The sequence below is a fragment of the Nostoc sp. genome (genome assembly GCF_036917815.1).
Classification (GTDB): Bacteria; Cyanobacteriota; Cyanobacteriia; order Cyanobacteriales; family Nostocaceae; genus Nostoc.
The window spans coordinates 1-25,991 of record NZ_JBALEK010000014.1 but is presented as its reverse complement, the minus strand read 5'-3'; the positions used below and the strand labels follow the sequence as shown (position 1 = coordinate 25,991).

The 25,991-nt window shown below is 41.0% G+C and carries 22 protein-coding genes, 1 pseudogene and 1 CRISPR repeat array; of the genes and pseudogenes, 12 read left to right on the top strand and 11 right to left on the bottom strand.

The features are described 5' to 3' along the window. Nucleotides 1-156: 156 nt before the first annotated feature. Nucleotides 157-822 (bottom strand): class I SAM-dependent methyltransferase, encoded by a 666-nt coding sequence (locus V7K97_RS04105; RefSeq protein ID WP_334799418.1) that lies wholly within the window; start codon nt 820-822, stop codon nt 157-159. A 67-nt stretch (nt 823-889) separates the two neighbouring features. Between V7K97_RS04105 and V7K97_RS04100 the strand changes: the two genes are divergently transcribed. From V7K97_RS04100 to V7K97_RS04090, 3 genes are all read left to right on the top strand, one after another. Continuing rightward, entirely contained in the window at nt 890-1,297 is a 408-nt protein-coding gene (locus V7K97_RS04100; RefSeq protein ID WP_334799417.1) for a hypothetical protein, read from the top strand. A gap of 199 nt (nt 1,298-1,496) precedes the next feature. Next, the gene (locus V7K97_RS04095) at nt 1,497-2,270 is read left to right on the top strand and encodes a hypothetical protein (protein WP_334799416.1); all 774 of its coding nucleotides are present in this window, start codon (nt 1,497-1,499) and stop codon (nt 2,268-2,270) included. A gap of 997 nt (nt 2,271-3,267) precedes the next feature. Then, nucleotides 3,268-3,504, top strand: coding sequence for a hypothetical protein (locus tag V7K97_RS04090; RefSeq protein WP_334799415.1), 237 nt, complete (start codon nt 3,268-3,270; stop codon nt 3,502-3,504). A gap of 659 nt (nt 3,505-4,163) precedes the next feature. Here V7K97_RS04090 and V7K97_RS04085 read toward each other — a convergent pair. From V7K97_RS04085 to V7K97_RS04070, 4 genes are all read right to left on the bottom strand, one after another. Further along, nucleotides 4,164-5,048, bottom strand: a complete 885-nt coding sequence (locus V7K97_RS04085) for a hypothetical protein (protein WP_334799414.1) — start codon at nt 5,046-5,048, stop codon at nt 4,164-4,166. A 70-nt stretch (nt 5,049-5,118) separates the two neighbouring features. Beyond that, nucleotides 5,119-5,712: a DUF1517 domain-containing protein gene (locus V7K97_RS04080; protein ID WP_334799413.1), complete on the bottom strand. Its 594-nt coding sequence runs from the start codon at nt 5,710-5,712 to the stop codon at nt 5,119-5,121. 70 nt (nt 5,713-5,782) lie between these two features. Then, entirely contained in the window at nt 5,783-5,935 is a 153-nt protein-coding gene (locus V7K97_RS04075; RefSeq protein ID WP_334799412.1) for a hypothetical protein, read from the bottom strand. 153 nt (nt 5,936-6,088) lie between these two features. Beyond that, the gene (locus V7K97_RS04070) at nt 6,089-7,654 is read right to left on the bottom strand and encodes a pentapeptide repeat-containing protein (RefSeq protein WP_334799485.1); all 1,566 of its coding nucleotides are present in this window, start codon (nt 7,652-7,654) and stop codon (nt 6,089-6,091) included. A 70-nt stretch (nt 7,655-7,724) separates the two neighbouring features. On the opposite strand from V7K97_RS04070, the gene V7K97_RS04065 reads away from it, so the two are divergent. Then, complete coding sequence (locus V7K97_RS04065; protein ID WP_334799484.1) at nt 7,725-8,564, top strand: prephenate/arogenate dehydrogenase; 840 nt, start codon at nt 7,725-7,727, stop codon at nt 8,562-8,564. Nucleotides 8,565-8,997: 433 nt separating this feature from the next. Further along, complete coding sequence (locus V7K97_RS04060; RefSeq protein WP_334799411.1) at nt 8,998-9,309, top strand: hypothetical protein; 312 nt, start codon at nt 8,998-9,000, stop codon at nt 9,307-9,309. Nucleotides 9,310-9,668: 359 nt separating this feature from the next. Next, nucleotides 9,669-11,872: direct repeats of the CRISPR family, unit length 37 nt; unit sequence ATTGCAATTCATCAAAATCCCTATTAGGGATTGAAAC. Between the two features lie 596 nt (nt 11,873-12,468). Here the strand turns inward: V7K97_RS04060 and V7K97_RS04055 are convergent. Then, nucleotides 12,469-13,770 carry an adenylate/guanylate cyclase domain-containing protein gene (locus V7K97_RS04055; protein WP_334799410.1) on the bottom strand — a complete coding sequence of 434 codons (1,302 nt, stop codon included), beginning with the start codon at nt 13,768-13,770 and terminating at the stop codon, nt 12,469-12,471. Between the two features lie 150 nt (nt 13,771-13,920). On the opposite strand from V7K97_RS04055, the gene V7K97_RS04050 reads away from it, so the two are divergent. The 7 genes from V7K97_RS04050 (at nt 13,921) to V7K97_RS04020 (ending at nt 21,579) form a co-directional block, all read left to right on the top strand. Continuing rightward, entirely contained in the window at nt 13,921-15,525 is a 1,605-nt protein-coding gene (locus V7K97_RS04050; RefSeq protein WP_334799483.1) for a DEAD/DEAH box helicase family protein, read from the top strand. Beyond that, a complete protein-coding gene (locus tag V7K97_RS04045; protein WP_334799409.1) occupies nt 15,455-16,669 on the top strand; it encodes a DUF790 family protein in 1,215 nt (404 codons plus the stop codon). Before V7K97_RS04050 ends, V7K97_RS04045 begins: the two co-directional genes overlap by 71 nt. 346 nt (nt 16,670-17,015) lie before the next feature. Continuing rightward, nucleotides 17,016-17,246 carry a hypothetical protein gene (locus tag V7K97_RS04040; protein ID WP_179069589.1) on the top strand — a complete coding sequence of 77 codons (231 nt, stop codon included), beginning with the start codon at nt 17,016-17,018 and terminating at the stop codon, nt 17,244-17,246. A gap of 629 nt (nt 17,247-17,875) precedes the next feature. Beyond that, complete coding sequence (locus V7K97_RS04035; RefSeq protein WP_334799408.1) at nt 17,876-18,757, top strand: substrate-binding domain-containing protein; 882 nt, start codon at nt 17,876-17,878, stop codon at nt 18,755-18,757. A gap of 610 nt (nt 18,758-19,367) precedes the next feature. After that, the gene (locus tag V7K97_RS04030; RefSeq protein ID WP_334799407.1) at nt 19,368-20,066 is read left to right on the top strand and encodes an ABC transporter permease; all 699 of its coding nucleotides are present in this window, start codon (nt 19,368-19,370) and stop codon (nt 20,064-20,066) included. Continuing rightward, nucleotides 20,063-21,145: an energy-coupling factor ABC transporter ATP-binding protein gene (locus tag V7K97_RS04025; protein WP_334799406.1), complete on the top strand. Its 1,083-nt coding sequence runs from the start codon at nt 20,063-20,065 to the stop codon at nt 21,143-21,145. Before V7K97_RS04030 ends, V7K97_RS04025 begins: the two co-directional genes overlap by 4 nt. A 143-nt stretch (nt 21,146-21,288) precedes the next feature. Further along, nucleotides 21,289-21,579, top strand: coding sequence for a type II toxin-antitoxin system Phd/YefM family antitoxin (locus V7K97_RS04020; protein WP_196517660.1), 291 nt, complete (start codon nt 21,289-21,291; stop codon nt 21,577-21,579). Nucleotides 21,580-21,665: 86 nt separating this feature from the next. On the opposite strand, the gene V7K97_RS04015 is transcribed toward V7K97_RS04020, so the two are convergent. From V7K97_RS04015 to V7K97_RS03995, 5 genes and pseudogenes are all read right to left on the bottom strand, one after another. Continuing rightward, nucleotides 21,666-21,812 carry a hypothetical protein gene (locus tag V7K97_RS04015; RefSeq protein WP_334799405.1) on the bottom strand — a complete coding sequence of 49 codons (147 nt, stop codon included), beginning with the start codon at nt 21,810-21,812 and terminating at the stop codon, nt 21,666-21,668. Nucleotides 21,813-21,931: 119 nt separating this feature from the next. After that, a pseudogene (locus V7K97_RS04010) lies at nt 21,932-22,162 on the bottom strand (hypothetical protein). A 79-nt stretch (nt 22,163-22,241) separates the two neighbouring features. After that, nucleotides 22,242-22,988 carry an MAE_28990/MAE_18760 family HEPN-like nuclease gene (locus V7K97_RS04005; protein ID WP_334799404.1) on the bottom strand — a complete coding sequence of 249 codons (747 nt, stop codon included), beginning with the start codon at nt 22,986-22,988 and terminating at the stop codon, nt 22,242-22,244. Then, entirely contained in the window at nt 22,985-24,103 is a 1,119-nt protein-coding gene (locus tag V7K97_RS04000) for a DUF262 domain-containing protein (protein WP_334799403.1), read from the bottom strand. Before V7K97_RS04000 ends, V7K97_RS04005 begins: the two co-directional genes overlap by 4 nt. Before the next feature lie 244 nt (nt 24,104-24,347). Then, complete coding sequence (locus V7K97_RS03995; protein WP_334799402.1) at nt 24,348-24,962, bottom strand: TetR/AcrR family transcriptional regulator; 615 nt, start codon at nt 24,960-24,962, stop codon at nt 24,348-24,350. Between the last annotated feature and the right edge of the window lie 1,029 nt (nt 24,963-25,991).

The window sequence follows — 25,991 nt, the reverse complement described above, 5'->3', positions numbered from 1 at the left end:
CATTCCTCTCTCCTTTAAGGAGAGAGGAATGGAATCTTACTCAAGAAGTCAATATCAGATGCAATCCTCATCCCCCGCTCCCTATCCCCACCCTATGAGTACATTGAGGGTGGGGACTTCCGCGACACGTTAAATTCAACTCAGAAGCGCCATATTCTAAGGTCGCTTAATGGCTAGAGTCAGTCCATCGGCGATGGGGACAAGGGAGAGTGTTACACGTTCGTCATGATGTAACTTTTCATTGAGCGCCCGGAGTGCTTGGGTGCTTTCATCTTGAATTTGCTCCTGGGCAACTTTTCCTGACCATAAAACATTATCAATCGCAATCAATCCACCTGGACGCACTAATTGCAGCGATCGCTCATAATATCCATCATAATTTTCTTTATCGGCATCAATAAAGGCAAAATCAAAGGTCTCGCCTTGCCCAGTTGCCAATAGCTGATCTAAAGTTTCTAAAGCTGGTGCCAATCGGAGATCGATTTTATCAGCAACTCCGGCTTCTTGCCAATATCGGCGGGCGATCGCAGTAAATTCTTCACTCACATCAGCAGCGATAATTTTCCCATCATCTGGTAGTGCCAAAGCTACAGAAAGGGAGCTATAACCCGTAAACACTCCAACTTCTAGGGTTTTCTTGGCTCCAATTAACTGTACCAGAAGGCTCATAAACTGCCCTTGTTCTGGTGAAATCTGCATTCCACTTCGGGGATGACTGGCGGTTTCTTGGCGCAACTTCCTAAGAATCTCCGGCTCTCGTAGCGAAACGGATAAAAGATAATTGTAGAGTTGGTTATCAAGACCTATAGACTGTTTTGGCATGGTAGATAAGAGAATTAAGAGAATCTACAGTTATACTATCGCTGATAAGTGGAATCTTAGGAATAACATGGCGCGGTTAGTTTTGACAGCAATATTGCTAGTGTTAGTGACAGCTTGTGGTAGTATTGGGCTGCTACCGACTAGCGAGTTAGTGCAAAAAGCGATCGCACTTGGGCTAGAGCAAACTCAACAAAAACTTAGCCAGCAGTTGGATCTAGATTTTCAAGGATTTGAAATCAAGCGGCTATCAATTACCCAGGAACAACCCTTAACCATTGAAAATTTACCAGCTTTCCGCGTTCGGGGAACCTACGACTTGATTGTTAAGCTACCAAAACGGCGCTTGACACAACCACAAAAACCCTTTGACGTTTACCTGCAAATTCAGCAAGAAGGTAAAACTTGGCGATCGCTAATTCCAGAAAAAGGTAGTAAAAATACTCAATCAAATTGGCGTAGCTATCTCATCCAATAGCTGGCAATACGGTTCGGTTAAGGCAATAGACGCGATAAATCGCCGTCTCTACAATTAGGGGCGTGTCATCAAAAAACCTGATCCGAACCGTATTGCAATAGCTGGTATGTGTAACTAGAAAAACCCTCACAAATATATTTGTATAATTTAAAACTCATAGCCATAATCGAGGTGATCGTTTCACTGGAGACAGGGCAAGATGTATATTAACTTTTTTATCAGTTCCATTGCCGGAATTGTGGTTGTGGTGCTGGCGGCTTTTGGCTTACTGCAATGGTTGCACATCCCTGCTGGTAACTTTCTTGACTGGGTGATTGGTGGTGCAAGTTTTTGGTGGCTGTTGGTAATTGTTACCGTGCCGTGGAATGTGCATTTTCAAGCTAAAGAAGTCTTAGCAGAAGCAGCACAATCAACTGAGAAAGGAATTGCAGTCGATGAGAAACAAGTGAAGTATGTCAAACTTTTGGCCAAGCGATCGCTCTGGGTTGCCATTGCTTTACACTTCTTCTCAGCCGTTGGTCTTTATACTCTTGCTGCTACTGGGATTAGTACGGTAGGGTATATAAGTTCTGGTGCAGCTTTATTGTTAACAATTCTGCGTCCAGCGATTCGAGCTTATGAGTATTTATATGCACGGTTAGCGATGATTCGCCAAGAATGGAAGTATCCGCGCGAAGATATTTTTGAACTGCGCGATCGCTTCTCTGTATTGGAACAAAAAATCCAGTCGTTGGAAGATCAACTCAACCCAGAACAACCTTATTCTTTACCCGCAACACAACAACGCTTTGCTGAAGAGACTCGTAGAGATTTAGCCCGAATTGCAGCTAACTTGGAGGAATTACGGGCGACAAATCAAACTGAACATGAGCGTTTGGCCAGAGAAGCCAGAAATGCGATCGCGCAACTTTCCACCGACGGGCAATTTCTCGATCATGTCCGCGAAATTATTCGATTTTTTAAGACCGCTTAGTTATATTGCACGAGTATATATAGTAGTTCTCCTTTGGATGACAACATCTAGGCACAGCAATGCTCATTGGTTTAAAAGGGAACAGGGAACGGGCAACAGGGAACAGGGAAATCCCCATAATTAAAATTAGGGGATTTGTACAAGGACGTATTTTTTCTTGCGCTACGCGTCCCCTTAAAAAATGTTTTTATTTCTTTCATAAATAAATTTAGTTGCTCTGTACCCTAAATCTTCTCCTGGCAAAGACGCTGCGCGAACGGGGCTAATTCTTGCACTGTTAAGAGTTCCCTCTTCCCTGTTCCCGCCCCGAAGGGGCTTGGTCAACTTAAGCCTCGACGAATAGAATGATGCCTCCAGCACGGCAAGAGAAAATTAAGGTCTTTTAATCTAACCCGCGCAGGCGGGTTTTGCCTGTGTAGACGCGGTTTCCAACCGCCCTTTTAGCTTAAGCCTCCGCAAATATAAGGGAGCATCCCAAATGTGTAAATTTATTTTTTGGTAGTGATGGCTCTCTAGCCCGCTTCCTGGACATTAGGGAGCAAGATGCTGCCACTACAAATTTTATTTTGGCAAAATTGGGATGCTCCCAAATAGAATGATGCCTCCAGCACGGCAAGAGAAAATTAAGGTCTTTTAATTTAACCCGCGCAGGCGGGTTTTGCCTGTGTAGATGCGGTTTCCAACCGCCCTTTTAGCTATTGCGATGTATTCCATGAAATTGAGAACCGCTATAAAGACATTAGAAATTATAGGACTACTATTTGACTTTCAAAAAGATACGTAGGGTGTGTTAGCGACAGCGTAACGCACTAAATCCTTACGCACCCTACAGTACCTAATTTTGTTCAAAAATCAAATAGGAATCCTATATCAGGGCAAGGTATAAAACCAAATATGTTATAACTTTGTACGGATGATATTTGGTGAAGCTCACATAATTTCAGGAGTACTCACGGTGAATCAGATACAGATGACTTTAACTATTGGTTATTTATTAATGTCATGTTATTTTTTTAGTGATTGGTTAATATTTTCCCGACATCATCCTACTTCCACTCCAGAAGATAGATTTTTATCGGTTGTGATGTTTTTGATAACAACTATCTTCTGGCCTCTGATGATTCCGATGTCTTGTTTAGAAATGGTTCAAAAAAAGCGAATAGACTTTAGTAAAATGATTCCTGTTCTCTTAGCAATATTTGTATTTAGTATTTCATATTATTTAACCGAATAATTCATAATTCCTCGTCACGAATTGCATAGATATAAGAGACTTCCAAATAAAATCCTAGTTCGTAGTGAGCGATTCATCGCTCAAAACAACAATTATTAGGACTTTAGTCCTGACTACAAACTTTAATTTATTTATACCAATTCTGTATGAAGATGCGCTAAACCATGCTTAAGTACAAGAAAGGAAAACGAACCGCATTCGCGTTAGCGTCTCCCCTTCTCACATTGGGAGAGGCTAGCGCCAAGGGAGAAGGACGCATTCGCGCAGCGTCTCGTAAGAGTTGGACACAAAGTAAAGAAAGAAGTTAAAAGGGTTTGGCGCAGCCTCACAAAGAAATGGTAAGTAAGTCGGTGAGAAAAATTCAATGTATATGAAGAAATATAAATTAGCTGTAGGGTGTGTTATGCCTTATAGCAACGCACCTGAGATTGTTGACGGTGCGGCGCTTGGCGACAACACACCCTACATGAAAATTCCTTAACATAGCTGGAAATATTAGCACCGACTTACTTATTACGCCTAGCTACTTAATCAAAGGCGGGCAAGATGCCCACCCCACAAGTAAAAGAAGCCGGAGGGTAACAAGTCAATCCTCCGACTTCTTTATGGAACACACTACCTTTAATTGTTAGGCAGTCTATTTATTGAATGGAAATTTTCTAACGGCGTCTGCTGCCAAAACCACTTGAACGGCGGGGTGCTGTACTACGCCCACTACCAAAACTACTACCAGAATTGCGTTTGGTAGTGCTGGAGTTACCAGAGGGTCGTAACGTACTACCACCAAAACCAGAACCAGAAGGACGGTTATTACCTGTAGTGCTACGCGGTGTATTGCGTATAGTTGAATTTCCCGGATATGACCTTCTAATTGTCCCTGTATTGCGGAATGCAGTCCGATTTACCACGGCTGCGGGTGGCACATTGTAGCGAGTTTGGTAGTTTTGAACTGCTTGGCCATAGCTGCCACCATATCCACCGAAGCCATTTAATCCTTGTCCTGATTGATAGGCAGGGGGTACATAATATTGGGGTCTAAACAACAGACTACCAATTGCTTGACCCGCCAAGCTACCAGCCACAGACCCTGCAAAGGGTGCCCAGAAGCTATTTTCTCGACGGACTACAACCGTCTCTTGTTGTCCTGTTTGGGGATTGGTTTTATTTTCGGTAACGTTGTGGACGTACTCAATTTTAAAGTCTTCCGTTAGATATAAAATTGGCTGTCCTTTTTCTACCTTGAGATAGGTTTTCTTACCCTCCTTGATTTGATCATCGGTTAACCGCGCCATTTGCAAATTTTCGGTTGAAAAGGTTGGGGGCTTATTGTTAAGTAAAAACAGGTTGTACTCCCCAGATGCATCGTCATAAGTAGCTTGTTGGATTTGATAGTCTCCGTCACTCAGCCTGGTAGCATTAGAGGTTTGACTAACGTTTTTAGGTGAAGAATTAGTTTGGTTTCCGCCTCCACAAGCGACAGTTGTAAAACACAAACTCAGAGCTAAAAAGACGGCTGTAAATTTACGTACTATGGTCATGATCATTGGATTATTGTCCTATCTCTGAGCTTAACAATTTTTCGATGCAAGTAGTAAGTACGGACTACCCAACACATTACAAAGGAATTAATTCTGGGTAATATTGCAACAGTTGATCGCTAGTGAGTTCATCGCCTAATTGTGCTGGCGAGAAATGCACTTGGATTGCCTGGAGTTTCTGTTTGTAGTGCAAATTGATTAAGGCTTTAAAAGCTTCCTTAAGTGCCTGGACGTTAGAAAGATCAGTTTCTAAATCTGGTACTTCTCCTTCATAAGCTACTGTAATTATCACAATGACGTTACGGGTTACAGGTATCGATAAAGGTTCATTCGCTCCAGAATCAGAGCTGTAATCTGGTTCACTGAGATATCTTTGGGCAGAGTCGGTAAATAATTCGTTCACATAATCTCCCGCCTCGCCTTCATTCCAAAATACGTCACCTTCGTTGGCAGCAGAAAGCCAATATTCATCGTATTGCAGCAGGGTTTGGCTAATTTCTACTAATCCTTCTCCCAAAACTTCTAAGTCGCCATCGGCATCGATCGCATTTCGTCCAGCACTATTTAATACTCCCAAAATTGGGGCGACTTCACCTCCCCCCAAGTGCAGAAATAGCCGAAAGACTACATAGCGAGTTCGACCGATCATTTTATTAAAGAGATTGCTCATTTTCGTCCTCCAAAATTTGTTTTGTCATTTGCCATTTGTTATTTTTCCAATGCCCTATAGTGGTTCTCGTTTACGTGAGGTACACCCGTAGGGGCACGGCAGTGCCCATTGGTGTCAAGTTAAGCCAAAACCCCTTTAAAACCTCGTTTCCAGCCTCTGGCTGGAAATGCATCTCATTGGGCTGCTGCCGCCAGTCTTGAGGCGGAGCCTCAACGACGGGCATTCCCAGTCAGAGACTGGGAACGAGATAATCTCTAAAAGCTTGTTCTAGGCTGGCTTTCACGTTAAGTTGACACCAATGGGCACTGCCGTGCCCCTACACCTTGTGATGTAATGTTGTACCGCATCTGAATGGAAACCGCTATATGCCCCATAACTAATGACTAATATAGTGAAATCCTTTGACAAAATCCATAACCATATCTAATGAAGGTAATATATATTTTGTTGATTCACTGGATATATTATTATAGGCTGAAGGATTGAGAGCAGAGCGATTAATAAATCTTTTCCCAAAGTTGCGATGATAGTGGACAATCAAAGTGTGGGCACTGGAATTTGTTAAAACTATTTGGGTTGGGGCTTTGCAAAAATTTAATTTTGCAGCCACTTCGATATTTTTTTTCGTCTTTTTAATTGTTGTAGCCTGACTTATGGCTGACTCTAAAAGAATATTTAATTGTTTTACTATATGAAGCGATTTTAAATCTTGGTTTGCAACAACTTCACTGTTGAGCATTTCTAGCATACTGGAAATATTCTTTTGAGTAGATGCTGCATCTAGAAAGGGAAGAATCACAATGTAAGCAGTGGGAAATAATGCTTCGTCGCTATCGACATGAAAGGTGAAAATAGTTCGACGACGACCACTTTCGATGCTTGGGGGTTGTTTCAGCACCCGGTATTCTTGAGCAATTTGGTAGTAAGCACCTGCGATCGCAAAATTGGCTTCGTGTTCTAGAGCTGCATCCACAACAATCCGAATTGTTGGCGGTGTTTCGTTAAAAAAATCTCGTGACTCTTCAGAATGGAAGTTTTGGACAATGGAGCGATCGCCTGCTGGACTAAGATCAACCCATTCACAAATCATCCCTTCGGTTTTTAAACCAAACCTGGAGGTGGCATAAAGTTTTGCTCCTGTTAAAGTTGCTCCTGTTAAATCAGCACCGATCCATTCCGCCCTAATTAATTTTGCCTCAGTTAAATTGGCGTGGATTAAACTTGTATTCGTTAAATTGGCATTGCTTAAGTCTGCGCCAATTAAATCAGCCCCGCTCAATTTGGCATTGCTCAAATCTGCCCACCGGAGATTCGCCCCGCTCAAATCTGCCCACCGGAGATTCGCCCCGCTCAAATCTGCCCCGCTCAAGTTAGCACGGCTGAGATTGGCTTGTCTGAGTTCGCTATCTCGCAAATTTGCGCCGCTCAGATCAGAACGACTGAAATCACTGGCGTTTAAGTTCGCCATCTCCAAGTTTGCTCCCGTCAAAGAAGCGCCTTTCAAGATGGCCTCACTCAAGTTAGCTTGACGGAAATTCGCTTGGCGGAGTGTCGCCTCTCGCAAATCGGCACTGGTGAGGTCAGCCTCCAATAGGTCAGTATGACTAAGATCAGCGCGAATCAACTCGGCGCGGATCAATGAGGCTCCTCTGAGTTGAGCGCGACTGAGATCCGCTCGAATCAAATTAGCGACGTTGAGACTGGCGTTGTTCATAATGGCGTCGCATAGATTCGCGCCACTCAGTCTGGCTACATTCAGCTTGGCATTGCTCAAGTTAGCTTCACTCAGATTCGCGCCACTCAGGTTGACTATACTCAAATTAGCATCGCTGAGATTTATGCCACTCAGTTTGACCCCACTTAGGTTAGCTTCCGCTAGGTCAATACCACTAAAATTTAAGACTCCTGCTGCATATTTTTCCAGTAATTCCTCTACAGTCATTGATGCTACCCCTTGGATGCCAACTTTATTTGTTGGTAAAGTCATAAAAAACGGAATGTCAAAATCAAAAATGAATATTGGGATTTTAGGATTGGGACTGATAGGTGGCTCTTTGGGTTTTGATTTGCGATCGCAAGGACATCATATCTTAGGAGTCAGTCGCCGTGAAACCACTTGTCAAAAGGCAGTTGACCTCGGCAGTGTTGATCGAGCATCAGTTGATCTAAGTTTGTTAGCAGCCGCCGAAGTTGTATTTATTTGTACGCCTCTAGCCCTTATTGTGCCCCAATTTGAACAGTTAATCGCTCATTTGTCTGTGGCGACAGTGGTGACTGATGTCGGTTCGGCCAAAGCACAGATAGTTAAAGATATTTCTCCCCTTTGGGATAATTTTATCGGTGGTCATCCAATGGCGGGAAGAACAGACAGTGGTATAGAAGCTGCACAACAGCATCTATTTGTCAATAAACCTTATGTTCTAACACCGATAACTACAACACCAACTAGTGCAATTACCGTTGTAGAAGAAATTGTGCGATCGCTAGGAGCAAATATCTACTATTGTCAACCAGAGCAACATGACCGCGCTGTGAGTTGGATTTCCCATTTACCTGTAATGGTCAGTTCTTCGTTGATTGCTGCTTGTTTGAGTGAAACTGACCCCGATGTTTTGCAATTAGCTCAAAAATTAGCTAGTTCCGGCTTTCGGGATACCAGTCGCGTGGGTGGTGGGAATCCAGAGTTGGGCGTGATGATGGCGCGGTATAATCGTCAAGCATTGCTGCGATCGCTGCAACAATATCGTCACAATCTCGATGAGTTGACTAGCTTAATTGAGCAAGAAAATTGGGCAGTTTTAGAGGAAAAGTTTAAATCAAGGCAACAAGCACGACCTGATTTTGTTGAATAGTTTTCGGGTGCGTTCAGCTACCGATAACGCACCCGTTTATTGTCCCTTGCGCGTTCTACAGGAAATATTTCGTGTGGCCTTTCACCATTTATTCATTCGCCAGTCAGACTTCAATTCTGAATTCTGACCAAGCCCCTTCGGGGCGGGAACTCTTAAGAGGGAACAGGGAACAGAAAAAAGAATTAGCCCCGAATATAGGGTTTAGAGCAAGTAAATTTATTTATGAAAAGAGATAAAAATTTTTTGTTACAAGATGGCGTAAGCCACGATGTTTCAATGCGTCATTATTCAAATCCCCTAATTTTAATTATGGGGATTCCCTGTTCCCTGTTCCCTGTTCCCTGTTCCCTCTTAATCCTGAATTTTTTTCTAATAAAATCTTTAAAAATGCGACTCAACAGTTTGATATTCACCAAACCGATGTATTATACAGATGAATTTACAAAAATCCACAATGGTAGAACGTCCAATCAAGAAATCGGAACGTCAGTCCCAAGGAACTACTGACAACAATTCCGAAAAATCGGATTCTATAACTCCTATTGAATCCAACCCCAAAAGCTCAAAACCGACCCGTAATCGCTCGTCTGGCACAGAAAAAAAAGCATCATTCGGGGATGAAAACAGGCATCAGGGAAATCCTGCCTTAGCGCGTGGCCCAAAACCCGTTAAACCTCCAGTCAAAGTCGAAACAAAAGAACTTGAAACCGAATCAGAACCTAGCTCTGAGGAGTCTCAAGACTAATATTACAACTGTTGCGTGTGATGTGGGAGGCTATAAAGACTGGGATTTCTGACTTCCGTTGGCAGCGATCGCGCCCCCCATCACCTTTAGGTTATTTTGATGTGAAATGCGCGGACAGGTAGGTGTACAAATTCCATAGCCTCAAAAAAGTGCTTCTATCTCAACACCAGCAAGCGTTTCAGCCCTCTAATCCCCCAATTGTCATCCGCGCAATGTCTGAAATGCTTACAAAAACCGGGTGTCAGCCTTAAACCTTTCCCGACACTCTTCCCAAAGGAATTCTCTAATGCTATGATTACTCTAGAATCGCGCAACCGCACCTTGAAAACTAAATACAGCTTGGCTTTCAGGCTCCCGCCATTGCAATTCATCAAAATCCCTATTAGGGATTGAAACTTGGTGAAGATTGGGATGCGGATTGTTGCGAAGGATTGCAATTCATCAAAATCCCTATTAGGGATTGAAACCTGGAATGTTTTTTGACCTTATAGAGGTTGAAAGATTGCAATTCATCAAAATCCCTATTAGGGATTGAAACTGATATCTTGCAATAGTTGCTTGGTGGCAGTGATATTGCAATTCATCAAAATCCCTATTAGGGATTGAAACATCTTGCACACCTTTGTACTCGATGAAAATCTGTGAATTGCAATTCATCAAAATCCCTATTAGGGATTGAAACGGAGCAACTTTAAGTTGCAAATGAGCATTTGGTTTAAATTGCAATTCATCAAAATCCCTATTAGGGATTGAAACTTGAAGTTAAATGTTGCTTGTGCGGCTGGCAGCAGAAAACAGCATTGCAATTCATCAAAATCCCTATTAGGGATTGAAACGGGAAAAATTAGAGTCGGACCCCAAAATTTAAATTGCAATTCATCAAAATCCCTATTAGGGATTGAAACGGTACATTTAAATCTGAACCTAACCTGAGTTTGGGTAAAATTGCAATTCATCAAAATCCCTATTAGGGATTGAAACTTCAGCAGCAACTTCTGTAAGCGGGTATAGCCAGCCATTGCAATTCATCAAAATCCCTATTAGGGATTGAAACATTCCTGAAATTGACACGCCATGAACCCCTCCTATTGCAATTCATCAAAATCCCTATTAGGGATTGAAACCCAAGAGATGTAGACGTGTATACGCTCAAGGAAAATTGCAATTCATCAAAATCCCTATTAGGGATTGAAACACTACTCAAAATCATTTTCAAATTGATTCCTCAATATTGCAATTCATCAAAATCCCTATTAGGGATTGAAACGTTTGCTGATTATGTTACAATATCAGCATAGACAAATTGCAATTCATCAAAATCCCTATTAGGGATTGAAACATATCTGGAATGAAGAGATGCAATAGCTTATATATGATTGCAATTCATCAAAATCCCTATTAGGGATTGAAACGATTGCCGCTTCGGGATTTGTTTATGCTGTAAAGGATTGCAATTCATCAAAATCCCTATTAGGGATTGAAACAGTTTTCCGCCGGCTTGAACACTTTCAAAGTCTGATTGCAATTCATCAAAATCCCTATTAGGGATTGAAACTCAAAATGCGATCGCCTCAGATATCTGGGAATGGCATTGCAATTCATCAAAATCCCTATTAGGGATTGAAACGTACTACAAGCGCAACGGAGTATTAGACCGCACTCAGATTGCAATTCATCAAAATCCCTATTAGGGATTGAAACTCTGTAGTAAATAGTGTGAGCTATTTTATCAGCCATTGCAATTCATCAAAATCCCTATTAGGGATTGAAACAGACCAAACAGATCCCAAGGACGCTAAGGGACAGCATTGCAATTCATCAAAATCCCTATTAGGGATTGAAACAGAGCAGTGACAATAGCTCGGATTGGAGACAGAAGAATTGCAATTCATCAAAATCCCTATTAGGGATTGAAACATTTTCAATATCTCCTATGTATTTACTCAAGCGCATTGCAATTCATCAAAATCCCTATTAGGGATTGAAACTGAGGCTGAAAGCGAAAGTGAAGCTAATAAATATTATTGCAATTCATCAAAATCCCTATTAGGGATTGAAACACCTAAGTATCGCGGCGAACAAGCAACATGATAGCAATTGCAATTCATCAAAATCCCTATTAGGGATTGAAACTGCACTAAGTCTTTGATATCTCTTGGGGTTAGTGATTGCAATTCATCAAAATCCCTATTAGGGATTGAAACGAATTACCCCCCCCCTCACGGATTCTTGTACACATTGCAATTCATCAAAATCCCTATTAGGGATTGAAACCAGGCACTCGGCCCTATCGCTCTTGCTTGTATTTCAGATTGCAATTCATCAAAATCCCTATTAGGGATTGAAACGCCTCAAAATTGTTAACAAAAGTTTGCGGGTCACCGATTGCAATTCATCAAAATCCCTATTAGGGATTGAAACAGTTTATAAATACAGAATCAGATACAAATCGTTCATTGCAATTCATCAAAATCCCTATTAGGGATTGAAACTAATTTTCATAATTTTGAATTGGGCTAGGCTATAATTGCAATTCATCAAAATCCCTATTAGAGGATGTTTGAAAGGTCTTTTTGTCGCTAGCAAAACGTTATAGATCCCCCTAAATCCCCCGATAAAAAGGGGGACTTTGATTCCGGTTCCCCCCTTTTTAAGGGCAGGGCTGATTCATTCCCCAAAAGACCTTAATTTACAAGCGTATCAGTCAAAAAAATCAGGTTTTTAAACACTCTAATTGGGTCAAAAACCAGGCGATCGCACTTAAATTTACCGATTGAAACAGTAATTTTTCGATTACCAACTCACTAAATTTTCTGGTTGATACTCTTGACAAAATTCTGATCTGAACGAATGAAACAGCCCTGCTTTTTAAGGGGGGGTAGGGGGGATCTATAAATACTTAAAATCACAGTCAACCACTTTTCAAACAACCTCTTAGCTCCACTTTATCCATTTTTTGACAACCCTCAAAATGACGCTGAAACCTTTGTGGGACAGCAGCTTTACTTTTTAGATTTCACCGATGATCCTTGACGTGGAAAAAGTATTTGCCAAAAAGCCAAGGTTTTACCGAATAAAGAAAACCGACTTCTTCATTTTGGATAAAGTCAAGCTTAGGGATTGAAACTAAATTAAATCGATTGTAAAGGTCTAGATTTATTAATTTGTTATAATAATTTCCTTGAGTATATAAGTCATCATTTCACCTTTACCTTTAACCTGAATTAAACCTCGTTTTTCCAACAAATATTTATCCTTTAAAAGCTGATAACTTGCTTCACAAACCTGGATACTACCTGCGATGCCATGAGATTCCATTCTACTAGCTGTATTGACTGTATCTCCCCAAAGGTCATAGGCAAACTTTTTCAGCCCAATTACCCCTGCTACTACTGGCCCCGTACTAATGCCAATACGGATACGAAAGGATTGGTTATTTTCTTCATTAAAAGTAGCTATAGCATTTTGCATATCCAAAGCCATGTTAGCGATCGCTGGAGCATGGTTGTTAGACTGATTTGGCAAACCGGCAACAGCCATATAAGCATCGCCAATGGTCTTGATTTTCTCTACCCCATGAAGTTCTGCTAATTGGTCGAACAAACAGAATATTGTATTTAATAACTCGACTAATTCCGCAGGAGACGTGCGAGTTGAAAGCTCTGTAAAGCCAACAATATCAGCAAATAATACCGTAACTTCCAGAAAGCTATCGGCAATAGTTGTTGGCTGTTGTTTTAATTGTTCTGCAATCATCTCTGGCAGAATATTTAATAACAGCCGTTCTGATTTGGACTGTGCGAGTTCCATTGCCTTCCGAGCATAAAATTCTTTTTTTCGCAAGCGTTCGTATAAAAATACGGAGAATACACAAATCACGCAAGTCCAAAATAAATATAACCCCTGCTCAATGTAGAAAGCTGATGAATTTTTTAATAAAGGATTATATAATAAATATAAAACTGAATAGCAAATAATTGTCCCCACTTGTGAGATTAAATGTAGCCACCATTGCACTGGAATGATTGTAGCCTGAGTGAGAAACATCAGATTCCAGAGATTGCCTCTAGGCTCGAGATTATTAAACAGCAAAGCTACATTAATTTGAACAGCACAAGTTACAGACCAGCATAAACTCAAAAAAATTAAGTTTGGATAACGACGACCTATTGAGGTTTTACATAAGCCCCAACAAATGAGTGTGAATACTTCTATTAAAAGACCGATTTTAAAGGCGTATATCTTGCCTTGTAATTGTGAATTTGCCCAAAGAAAAAAAGCGCTTAAAGTCAAGCCAGCTACCAGCAAAATCTGCGCCTGCAATTGCAGCCGTTTTAGCAGAAAGCTCTGTTGCTGTTCTTTATAAGATTCGGCAAGGTTATTGTTAGTTTGCCGATATGACATTCCGTGACTAATGAGCGTATCTAGTTGGATTTTGTCTGAGTTACTTGGATGAGTCATGCACTTTTCGCGTTATTAGTAATCAATGGAGTAGGAAGTGGGGAATAGCGAATGGGGCATGGCGAATAGAAATAATTACCAATGCCCAATGCCCAATCCCCAATTCCCAATTCCCAATTCCCAATGCCCAATGCCCAATCCCCAATCATCATGGCTCGTACCCCTACATTAAATTTTGATCGTGGCACATTAATTTTGCATCCACCACCACGTGGCAAAGGTTGGATGGACTACGCGACATGGGATGATCGAGTTGAAAAATTCCGCATTCCGGCAATTAGATACCGATCGCTAGTGGAAGCACTACAAGCGGAAGATGTTTATTTTATCGACGAGGCGAAGCAATTTTATCCTGTAGATTTGGTTCCTAGCCTCGAAATGCAACCCTATCCCCATCAGACTGAAGCACTAGCAGCTTGGAAACTGGCGGGTAGACAAGGAGTTGTTGTGCTTCCCACGGCGGCGGGAAAGACTTATTTAGCGCAAATGGCGATGCAGTCAACGCCGCGCACGACGTTGATTGTAGTGCCAACTTTAGATTTAATGCATCAGTGGTATGCACATTTGGTGGCGGCTTTCCCTGATGCTGAGGTAGGGTTGCTGGGGGGTGGTTCGCGGGATAGAACGGCAATTTTAGTTGCAACTTATGATAGTGCCGCAATTCACGCCGAAACCTTGGGAAATCAATATGCGTTGATTGTTTTTGATGAATGTCATCATTTACCCACAGATTTTAATCGGGTGATTGCTGAATATGCGATCGCACCTTATCGCCTAGGACTCTCTGCCACACCGGAACGCACCGATGGTAAACACGCTGACTTAAATATCCTCATTGGTCAAGAAGTATATCGCAAACGCGCCGAAGATTTAGCGGGAAAGGCCTTAGCAGAGCATGAAATTGTCCAAATTAAGGTAAAGTTATCCCAACTTGAGCGGGAAAGATACAATCAACTAATTCAAACCCGCAATGACTTTTTGAAGCAATCAAAGATTTCTTTGGGGAGTCTGCAAGGTTGGCAAATGTTCGTCCAAATGAGTGCTAGATCGCAATCTGGACGTAGGGCGATGTTAGCACACCGAGAAGCGAAAGATATCGCTTTGGGTACTGATGGTAAATTGCGAATTCTAATTAATTTATTAGCAGAACATTACCCGGCACGAATTTTGATTTTTACTGCGGATAATGCGACAGTTTACCGCATTTCTCAAGAGTTGCTAATTCCGGCAATTACTCATCAAACTCCAGTGAAAGAACGCCATGAGATATTAACAAAGTTTCGAGAGGGTAAATATAATACTTTGGTTGCATCTCATGTGTTGAATGAAGGGGTTGATGTGCCTGCGGCTTCAGTAGCAATTATTTTATCGGGAACGGGTTCGGCTAGGGAGTATACTCAGCGATTGGGGAGGATTTTACGGAAGGGGAATATTGAGAATAAGCAAGCGATTTTATATGAAGTGGTGGCGGAAGATACGAGTGAAGAGGGAACTTCAGCTAGGCGAAGAGGAGAAAGGAAGGCAGGGGGAGAAAAAGAGAGTAAAGGGAAGTTGCAGGTTGTATATGGGAATGGGAAGGAAAGGAATTTGAAGGCTGCCGAACAGTTAGAAATTAATTATTCAGTTCAAAATCCAAAACTTGTACTGAGCGAAGTCGAAGTATCTAAAATCAAAAATTCAGCAGATGTTACCGACAGACTTACTGATGCATCGCCAAACCGGGGAGGAGATTATTCCGAAGAGACTGAAGATTGATCAGAAAACTTCGGAGTTGGCGATTGAGTTAATTAATTACTTTCAATCAGCAGTGGGGAAGACTCAAGGTGTGCTTGAGCGACAATTGACTGATTTTGAAGGAGATTCTACAGATTATCGGGTGAAGCGGGGATTAGGTTATATTCTCAAAAGTAGTTTTTGCACTTTTGAGGTAGTTAGTCCTCTGGAACCACAAATGTTAAGAGAACGAGTATTTTCGCTAGCGGCAAAGTCTGTTTCCAGTCGAGAATCTACACAAGTTACTCTGAGTAAAATTGCTGATGAGTTAACTCAAGAACTTGAGCGAGAAGTTTTAACAGAACAGGTTCGGAATGGATTATATGCTGATTTATCTGAGAATAAGATTTTAACTGTTTTTGATGCCCCAATAGCACCAGATTTATTAAATCGATATAACTTATCTCAAGTGCAGGGTGTATTTTATAAAGCCAGTAAACTTGTGTTAAATGCTCATCGGAATGTTCCGGGTGAATATAAGCTGTTATTTCGCTATCTGAAGTTGTTTCAATTGATGGCTTATATTGAAGGTGATGCTGACCACGGGTTTACAATTACCATTGACGGACCGACGAGTTTGTTTAATCCTAGTACACGGTATGGGTTAGCGATCGCTAAACTTATTCCCGCTTTACTTCACGTTACTAGATGGAGTCTTTCTTCTATTCTCCAAACCCGTGATGCTTATACAAATACTTGGAAAACTGGACGTTTCACCCTCAATTCCGAATGTGGTTTAGTATCCCACTATCCACCAGGCAAGCCCTACGATAGTATGCTAGAAGCATCCTTTGCAGATAAATGGGATGCATTAAAAAGTGGCTGGGCATTAGAGCGAGAAGTTGATTTGATCCCAATTCCCGGTAGTGTGATGATTCCCGATTTTCGCTTGGTGCATCCTGATGGACGTACCTTCTTATTAGAAATTGTTGGTTATTGGCGGCCAGAATATTTACAAAAGAAGTTTTCTCAAGTGCGACGTGCTGGACGCGATGACTTGATTTTGGCAATTTCCGAGCGACTTAATTTAGAAAAAGCAGGAGTAAAATTAAATGATGTCCCCGCTAGAATTGTTTGGTTTAAAGATAAGTTATTGCCGAAAGCTGTGTTAGCTGTAATTGATTGAAATTGCGATCGCTCCAGCATTAAATAATAAAATAGGAGGCGTTGCCAAACCCTGAAGAATTTCCAATAGCAGAGCATATCCACAAATCATGTCAGCATTCTTCCGCGCACAATTGATGAAGTGATGAGTGCCAAGTACTAGATAAATTGGTTGCCTTGATTTGTTGCAAGTTGCCTAATTAATGACTTAATTAAAATACCAAAGGCGCATTAGATACCCTTGCAATACTGAAATTCCAAACCCTCTTAGGACATCCCCGGAGGGTTATATTTTGCAACGAAACTAACAGACTTGAAGCAACTATCCGATTTATGCTTAACAATGTACTCTTGTACCTTAAAAGCCAATGCCGATCGTATTTAATGTAGTAGACGTTGAGGACAAAGAGCATTACCTGAACTATGAAGAGATAGAGGAAACAAAGGTAGCTGATGAAGGATTACGCAACGATGATTACCTCGATGCTCAATGCTTTTTCGTCCTCCTCAAAAATGGAGATATACTACTTCTGGAAATGGCTAGACAGAACCAAGTAAGTAAAAACTTCCTTTACCGCTTATTGATGCCAGGAGAATAGCCTCCTTTAATATAGCGGTTCTCACTTGGATGCAATACAGTTTGACCTCACTTCCATTCCTCTCTCCTAAAAGGAGAGAGGCTTTGAATCTTACTCCCCTTCCCTTATAGGGAAGGGGCTGGGGGTTAGGTCTGTATTGCACTCAACTGAGAACCGCTATATCTAGGGTTGCCTGGATGCCGACCGTTGCTATTCTTAAATCCATCGTGGACACACGAACGTGTTGCGATCGCAGTCTTTGATCAACTGCGATCGCATTCCACCAAGCATCTCTAAACTACGTCACAACGACTGAAACGAAGCGTCTAAAGCCATAAGCTAAACCACATCTAGTTTGCATATTCAAAATTAATATAACTCTTGTGGGGTGGGCAACATGAGCGCCCTAATTATGCAAATTAAATGTGGAACAGCTTACCAGGACTTCTGTCAAGTTCCTCTCAAGTAACGCCATGCTGGGTAAAAACTCAGATGTCAGCATCTTGTCAAGAATTCCTCTCATCAGAAAAATTGTCTTGAAAACAACATAAATATTCTTGCCTTCCTACTCAATCTTGCTTATAGTGTTCAATGTAAGCTTTACTTGCCATAGTAAAAAATATTGGCACATAGATTGCTAGGAGAGTGCAATGATCAATCATCGGGCTTTGCGTCATGGATGTTTGGTAATTTTCGTGGCGATTCTTTGCATCGGCTTTGGTAGTATAGTCAACCAAGAGCCAACTCTGGGACAGTCATCAGCAAGTAAAAATATCATTGTGGCGATGACAACCAGTATTGAGGATAGTGGGCTGCTAGATGATTTAGTTCCGGCGATTGAAAATAAAACAGGATATAGGCTGAAAAAGGTTGCAGTCGGCACCGGACAAGCTTTGGCTCTGGCTGAAAAAGGTGAGGTTGACGCGCTATTCGTCAATTCACCGAAAGCCGAACGCAAAGTCTTGGCAGGCGGGGCGGTGATTAATCGCCACTTGGTAATGCACAATGACTTTGTGATTGTCGGGCCAGATGCAGACAAAGCAAAGATCCGAGGGAAAAAGAATGCTGTGGAAGCATTCAGTCTGATTGCCAAAAATCAAGCATTGTTTGTATCGCGGGGTGATGACTCAGGTACTAACAAACTAGAAAAAGATTTATGGAAACAGGCAAACATCACACCATCTGGCGCTTGGTATCAGCAAACAGGTTCAGGGATGGGGGAAACTTTGCAAATTGCTAATCAAAAACTGGGATATACCTTAGCAGATCGAGCAACCTATATATTTCAGCAGAAAAACCTGTCTTTGCCAATACTGGTGCAAGGAGATAAGAAACTGTTAAATCTCTACCATGTGATGGAAGTGAATCCGAAGAAATTCCCCAGAGTGAATAGTGCAGGAGCTAAAGCGTTTATTAATTTTGTCTTATCTCCTGAAGGACAGACAATAATTGCAGCCCACGGGAAAAAAGAGTTCAAACAACCACTATTTTATGTTGATGCCGGTAAAACCGAGAAAGATTATGGATTTTAAAGAAACTTCTATATCATACAATGAGCCAATAAATTGTTACAATTGGACAGAATAGAAACTATTCTTTTCTATATCAGGAGTAAGCTCAGGTCTAGATGACGCAAGGACTCTAGGTTAAGTGGTTTCGTTGAACCAAGAATCTCAGTGGCTTTAGCCCTGAGAGTGTCAACATAGCGAATCCTTAAGCAACTGAGGTACACCCAAATCTTTTTTACAAACGCCATCTACTCAAAGATGGCGCGAGGGGAATTTTGGTGATGATTTTCGTATTTGCACCCAAAGTCAGGTAATTCTTGCAAGTGTTCTTGTGTTGCAAGCTATTGCAGTTCTAACCACAAACGAGGATGTGTCTGCTTTCCCTTCGACATCGCACTCGCAGCAGATATGTACATTTAGACAGACAACCTCAACTAATCTCGCATATTCTCCTACTTCTCTGAGTAGAAACCACATCTATTTTGAGAACCATAGTTTTCCAAAGTAGTGGGAGCATCTTGCTCCCGAATGGTAGTAGCGGGCAATATGCCCACACTACTCCAGGTTTCAAAATGGACGAGGTTTAGATATCTGGGCTTTGACAGCAGCAATCAGATTGTCAGGGTAATAAACTGTGAATACAATCATCGAAGGGGCTGTGAGAGCTTCTGAACTATTAACCAGTGGCGATAGTGACGTTTTCCAGGTAATGACAATGACATTGTTCGTATCTGGGACAGCTACAGCCATTAGCGTTTTACTGGGACTACCATTAGGACTATGGCTAGCATTAGTGGATTTCGTCGGCAAGCAGACTCTGACTAGTTTGATTAACTTCGGTATGGGATTACCACCCGTCGTAGTCGGTTTATTCGTCAGTATGTTTTTGTGGCGATCTGGCCCGTTAGGAAATCTGGATTTAATTTATACACCCATAGCTATGATCGTCGCCCAAACCATCATTGCTTTTCCAATTGTCGCTGGCTTCAGTTTTGCGGCAATTATCAGTATTAATCCGAAGCTACGCTGGCGACTGTTATCAATGGGGGCGACACAGTGGCAAGCCAACTGGTTGCTAATCAAGGAAGCACGGTTAGGGTTAATGGCTGCAATCATGGCTGGTTTTGGTCGCGTCATCTCGGAAGTTGGCGCATCCATGATGGTGGGCGGCAATATCAAGGGGCAGACTAGAGTCCTGACTACAGCGATCGTTACGGAGGTAGGGAAAGGAAATTACGATGTGGCGATGGCGATCGCATACATCCTCCTGATCATCACATACACCGTGATCGTATTGCTGACTATCCTACAGCATGACAAGAAAATTCTATGAGTACTAACGAATATGTCCTGAATATGCCACAGGTGAGCGTTGATAGCAAAACACGTAAAAATATCCTGTCAATTGAAAATTTTGCAGTTCGTCCAGGAGAATTGGTTGCTGTACTTGGCCCCAATGGCGCTGGTAAAAGCACTCTGTTAAGAACAATCAATCTCTTGCAACCTTACCGTGGTGAGATGCAATTATTTGGAGAGGATGTCCGCAATGCCAATAAAACATTGTTGCGTCGTCGTTCGGCTTTGGTATTTCAGGAAACCTTACTACTAGATGACACTGTTTTTAATAATGTTGCCAAGGTATTAAAGTTTCGCGGCACACCAACACACAAGATTAAGCAAAGGGTATATACTGCACTGACAGCTTTTGGCTGTGAACACTTAGCAAATCAGGCAGCTCGTTCTCTGTCTGGTGGTGAAGCAAAGCGGGTTTGTATTGCCTGCGGTTTAGTTGCTGATTCGGAATTGCTGCTTTTGGATGAGCCTTCTGCTTCTTTAGATGTGGGAATACGTCCCCAGATGATCGAGAAAATTAGACAATTAGCCCAAGAGAGGGGATCAGCAGTCATATTAGTCAGTCATAATTTTACAGATATACTGCATTTTGCCGATCGCGCGATCGCTTTATTTGACGGTTGTATTATCCAAGATGATAACTTGGAAACTATCATCCGCCGACCAGCTAACGAGCAACTTGCCAGACTGGTAGGGATAGATAATATTATTCCGTGTCAGGTAGAACGTAGTAGCCGTGGAAGTTTTATCAAACTTGCAAACGGCATAGAGTTTTTATATCCTGGGGAAATCACCAAGCCAATTACTTCATGTTGTTTATCTGGCGATACTTTCAATATTTTCGATGCCAGTTCTTCAATATTGCATAAACCTTCGTCAGTAATTATTGAAGGGGTAGTAGAACGGGTTTTAAATGGTATTGGGATTTGTAGTATTTGGGTGAAGGTGGGAGAACAAACTTTAATTGCCAGAGTGCCTCGAAATCTTATGTTTGGCAATGTATATCCCCATGAAATAATTAAGCTGGCATTCAATCCTCAAGATGCACATTTTGTTTAGAAAAAATGCCTCTGATTGGCAAAACCACACTCCAGCGCGTTAGCGTAGCGACTCCTTCAGGAGTATCGCTGTAATGGTTAGTTGCGATTGACAACATGTCCGCAAATAATTAACATGAAATTATCTGTTAATTCTATGAAAATATGACTCTCAGCCTTCGTAACATTTACCCACTGTCAGAATTTCAACGGGGTGCCAAAGCCTTTTTGGAAAAACTTAGGGGAACAAAAGAACCTATTATCCTTACTGTTAACGGGAAAGCGTCTGTAGTTGTTCAAGATGCCCAAAGCTATCAGGAATTGCTAGACAGGCTAGAACTTTTAGAGACAAGCGCAGGAATTCGCAAAAGTCTTGAGGAATTTGGGCTTGGTTTAGGTATCCCCCTAGACGAAGCATTCGAGCAGCTGCGAACAAAATATGACATACAAAGTTGAAATTTCGCCGACTGCGCTAGCTGATACAGCACTTCCGGCTATTATCCAATACAGTTTTTCTTCTTTCCCCTCTCCTATCATAGCTTTCAGCTTTGAGGATGTACCTCATAGCTGCCGGAAGTGCTGTATCGAACAAATATTTCTCTGACGCAAAGCGGCTTGTCGTCAGACATCGCACGATAGGATTTCTCACCGCTAGCGTCTCTTGTTGGTAAAATTACTACTGTAGTCATGCTTCTAGCCTATTGAATTTTGGCGTTGCATAAATGCGGGATGAATTGGCGGTTGAAACCATTGAAAATCTGTGCCTAATTGGGCGAAATCATCCCATAATTCAGCAACGCCTGAATTTTTATTGCCCTCTTCCTGGTTTGCAATCTACAAAACCCAATGCCTCTGTATCAAGGAAACTAGCGATTCTCTTTCAGAGACACTACGTGAACGCCATTTCAATTACCGCTTCGACTGGATACTCAATTTCAGTAGCACGAGCAATCAAAGCTTCTCGAATTCGCTCAGGTAAACGCCCTAAGATGACTTCAGCATCAGCACTCGTAAGTTGTTCTTGAAGTTTAGCTTGCATAGGTTCACCTCTCGGATGGAATTTGGACGTTGTAAGGAAGCCCTCTCGCTACCCAACATTTTCCACAGCGTCCAATCTTCTATAATTTATACTTTTTATTGTCAATATAGTCATCAATATTTTGCAGCATATTAGTTAAATACTTAACCACATTTTCTTTGTCGTCAATCAAGTATCTGAAGATTTTCTCATTCCCATCAGCAGTACTGATTGACTTATTCCAAATAATTTCATTTGATGCATCACAAAATGAAACATTTCCATGAGCTAGATCGCATCGTATTTTAACTACAAAGTTAAGGATGTCATCTATCTCTTTAGCAGGAACTCCTAGATTTCCATAAAAACCATACATATCTATAAGTTCCTTGATAGTTTTAGCGTCAAGGTTGCCAGATATTGGAATATTAGTTGGATCTAATGTGACTATCTCATCGTCCAGAACCGATCTAATTGTATCTTGAAGATTATTTGCTATGGTTTCCTTCTTAATATAAGAATCTCTAAAACTTTTACTCAGATCATTTAATGCCCATATATTCTTCATTTTTGGACTTAAATCTCTGTAAGTCAACTGATCAATCATAATTGCATCATGAATTGCAGTTATCCCATTCCTAATAGAAGATTCAATTAAGTTGTATAAGAGTAAATAGCAATGAGATTTCAGGATTTTTTGAAGATCACTATCAACCGTGTATTCGCCTGAAGGGAAAACTATTGAATTCGTAGAAAAAGCCCCAAGCTGTTCAATTCTGTCTACCAACTCAAAATATTTGTCAATCTCGGCTACTCGCTTATCAAAGTCCCTTATGAACTCTTTCATAAACTGTGGCTAAGAAGCTTCTCCTTAACATAGTCAATTCTCTGCCGCATATTCTCAGGCTTGTGGGTTTGATAGCGACCAATGGGAATACGGAAAGAATATACCTGAGTATTCTTCTCCCCAGTTTGCCACAAGCCTCTAATGACTAAATCAGGTTTTTGTTGTAGAGCTAGGTAAGAACCAACTGAGATAGCCTCAAAGTAAGGGCGCGGAGTCGAATCCGAATCATGATATTTTTTAAAACCACTTGGGAATGTCTTCTCTACAAAAACCAACATTTGCTCAAAATTACGCAGTTTTTGGCTTTTTTCTTCATTTGTAAAGTTGCTGTTCTTCCAAATAACATATTCGTCAAGAAATCTAGCTACTCCTCTTCGCTCAAGATCAGGATGATTTGTTACCTCAGAGAGGCGAAACTCTGGATAAGTTTCCGAAAACGCAAAAAACCTTAGAACAAGTTCAGCTTCTTCATTCCTGTGTTGGAAGTATCTATAAATTGGACAGAGATTGATAAAGGTTTCATTCTTTGAACATTCAAAAACAAAATCAATAAAATCACCTCTATATACGCCTTTCCTAGTTTCCATAGGAGTTAGGTCAAGGCTACTAGTATTGATTCGGTCAAACATATCATTTCTCACTCTTTCATTAGCTTTGTCTGAAAGAACGATCATTCTGATAGGAGTATTCTTAAACTTTCTCTGGCGTGATGGTGCAAGCTCTTTAAAGCAAAAACCATTCAGGGAGTCTAATGTTCTCAAGTTAGTTAATCGCAACTGATTTGTTATAAAAGCTGCGAGAGTTCTAACTCTCTGTGAGCCATCAACGATTTCTAGCCTTCCAGATTCTTTAATTTCAGCGACGAAGAGTAGAGGGATAGGCAAACCGAGAATAATAGATTCAATTAATCTAGATTGACGAGTAATATCCCACACAAACTCCCTTTGATACTCAGGTACATAAATTTCGCTGAGATCGTCATCATCCTTCTCTAAGTATTTATTGACTATGATCTCTATTGTGAATTCTCTAGTGTCATAGTCAATTTCTTGCCTTCTATCCTCAATTTGCTGTTCTGCTGTCCTAACGCTGTCTTGCTGAACTGCCTTAACCATAAGACCTCGCACTTCACTCAAACAGTCTTTGTCAAGATTATAGCAAGATATAGCTTTTGGCATAGTTATACAGAATTTCTAAATCTAATACCCTATTTAAAGTATCACCATGCCAATGAAACCTAGTGAAAGTTGCAGGTCATGAAGCAAAAACCGGATGTTGTAAGTAATGAATTCTCATCCCTGACTGCTCCGAACTTAGTTGCAGTGCGATTCTTTACATTAAATTATATAATAGACTTTTTTACTCAGCACTCAGCACTGTTTCGGTAACGCCGGATTTTGATGCAGTCTGGATTAGGGTTGCTGCTACTTTTTTCGCCTGTGAAGCAGTTGACCAACTTCCTTCCATCATGGCAACGACGATCGCACCTTGCACTAAAAGAAGCAGTTGCCTGGCTAACTGTTCCGGTGATGAAACTTCTGCGGCTTGAGCTAGGCTCTTGATATAGTGGTAAATCGATTTTTGATGCTCCAATGCTACTCGATGTCCAGGATGGTCAGCATTGGCTAGTTCCACTGAAGCATTAATAAATGCACAACCTCGAAAATCTGGGCCTTCAAACCATTCCCGTAAGGCATCAAATATCGCTAACAGTTGTTGGGATGGGTTAGAAGCTTGTTGTTCAATCGTGGTTTGAAGCCATTCACACCATTCTACATCCTGTTGTCGCAGCCACGCTTCAATCAATGCATCCTTTGACTTGAAATGATTGTAGAGTGACATTTTAGCAACCCCAGATTCCGCAACGATTCTGTCAATACCGACATTGCGAATTCCCTCTCGGTAAAATAAGCCTGATGCTGTACTTAGGATGCGATCGTGAACAGATTTACGGGTTGTTTTCGGTTTAGTCATTTAGATCGCATCCTTGAATAATGTGTAAATCTTAAATACTTCATCAATAAGACTGACAAATATTTTTCCAATTTCACGATTATTTAAACCTGATACTTTACTAGCTTTTTAAAGTTACAGTGTAAAGATAAAAAAATTGGGAATTAAAAAACACCCTTAACCATTCTTTGATTCCTTGTAGAGATCAGGGTGTTTCATATATGGTAGTCCTATCTAATTTTTCATGAATGATTTAGGGCTGTTATCGATTACCTGTTCTATTCTTTCATTCACCAAAACTTCGATTCTTTCTAAGGACTTAAGAAAAAACTATCTGTAAAGAATAAAGGGTTTATCCCAAAAGTGATTGATGAACTGCAAGCAGACCAAAGTCCCCCCGAACTTTGGAACTGCTACCGATCAAGTACTTCCACAATCCTCCAGAGACTTGTAGAGCAAAACCATCAGTTCATCAAACAATTGGTTAACTTATGGGATTTGGCTTCTTCACTAGAGCGCAAGTGCTTGGAGATCCTTTGTGCTTTAGCGATTTAGATTCCCTATAAATAAAGAATATCATACATCTGGCCAATTTACTTGCGCTGAGGAATTAATTTACAAACAGTATTCGTGGTTACAATTAGTCATCACGGCAGTTCTTTCAAGTCGGCAAAGCCGCCCAACGGACTGCCTCAGCTAAAGAGCTTCAAACCCGATAATTGCGTCATTCTGTTGTTTTAAGTTGAGAAAATATTGTCGATTTATCCTTAGTGAGATATCTATAGTCAGAACAGAAGTTCAATCATTTATCTTTGGAAATACAGTTAGAATAGTCTGTCTATTTTCTTTGCTAAAAGTCTTATATATAGAAAGATTTCAGTTTTTTGGAAAACTATACATATCTGTCTACTAAAAACTTTCGTTATTCATATTTTGCAATATTAATTAACCTTACTGTTATCAAATTTACTATTATTAATTAAAAAGGTTGATAGGATTTTGAAATCAAGGAACTCCAACAAGTTTCTGACAAAAATAAAGATTAGAAGA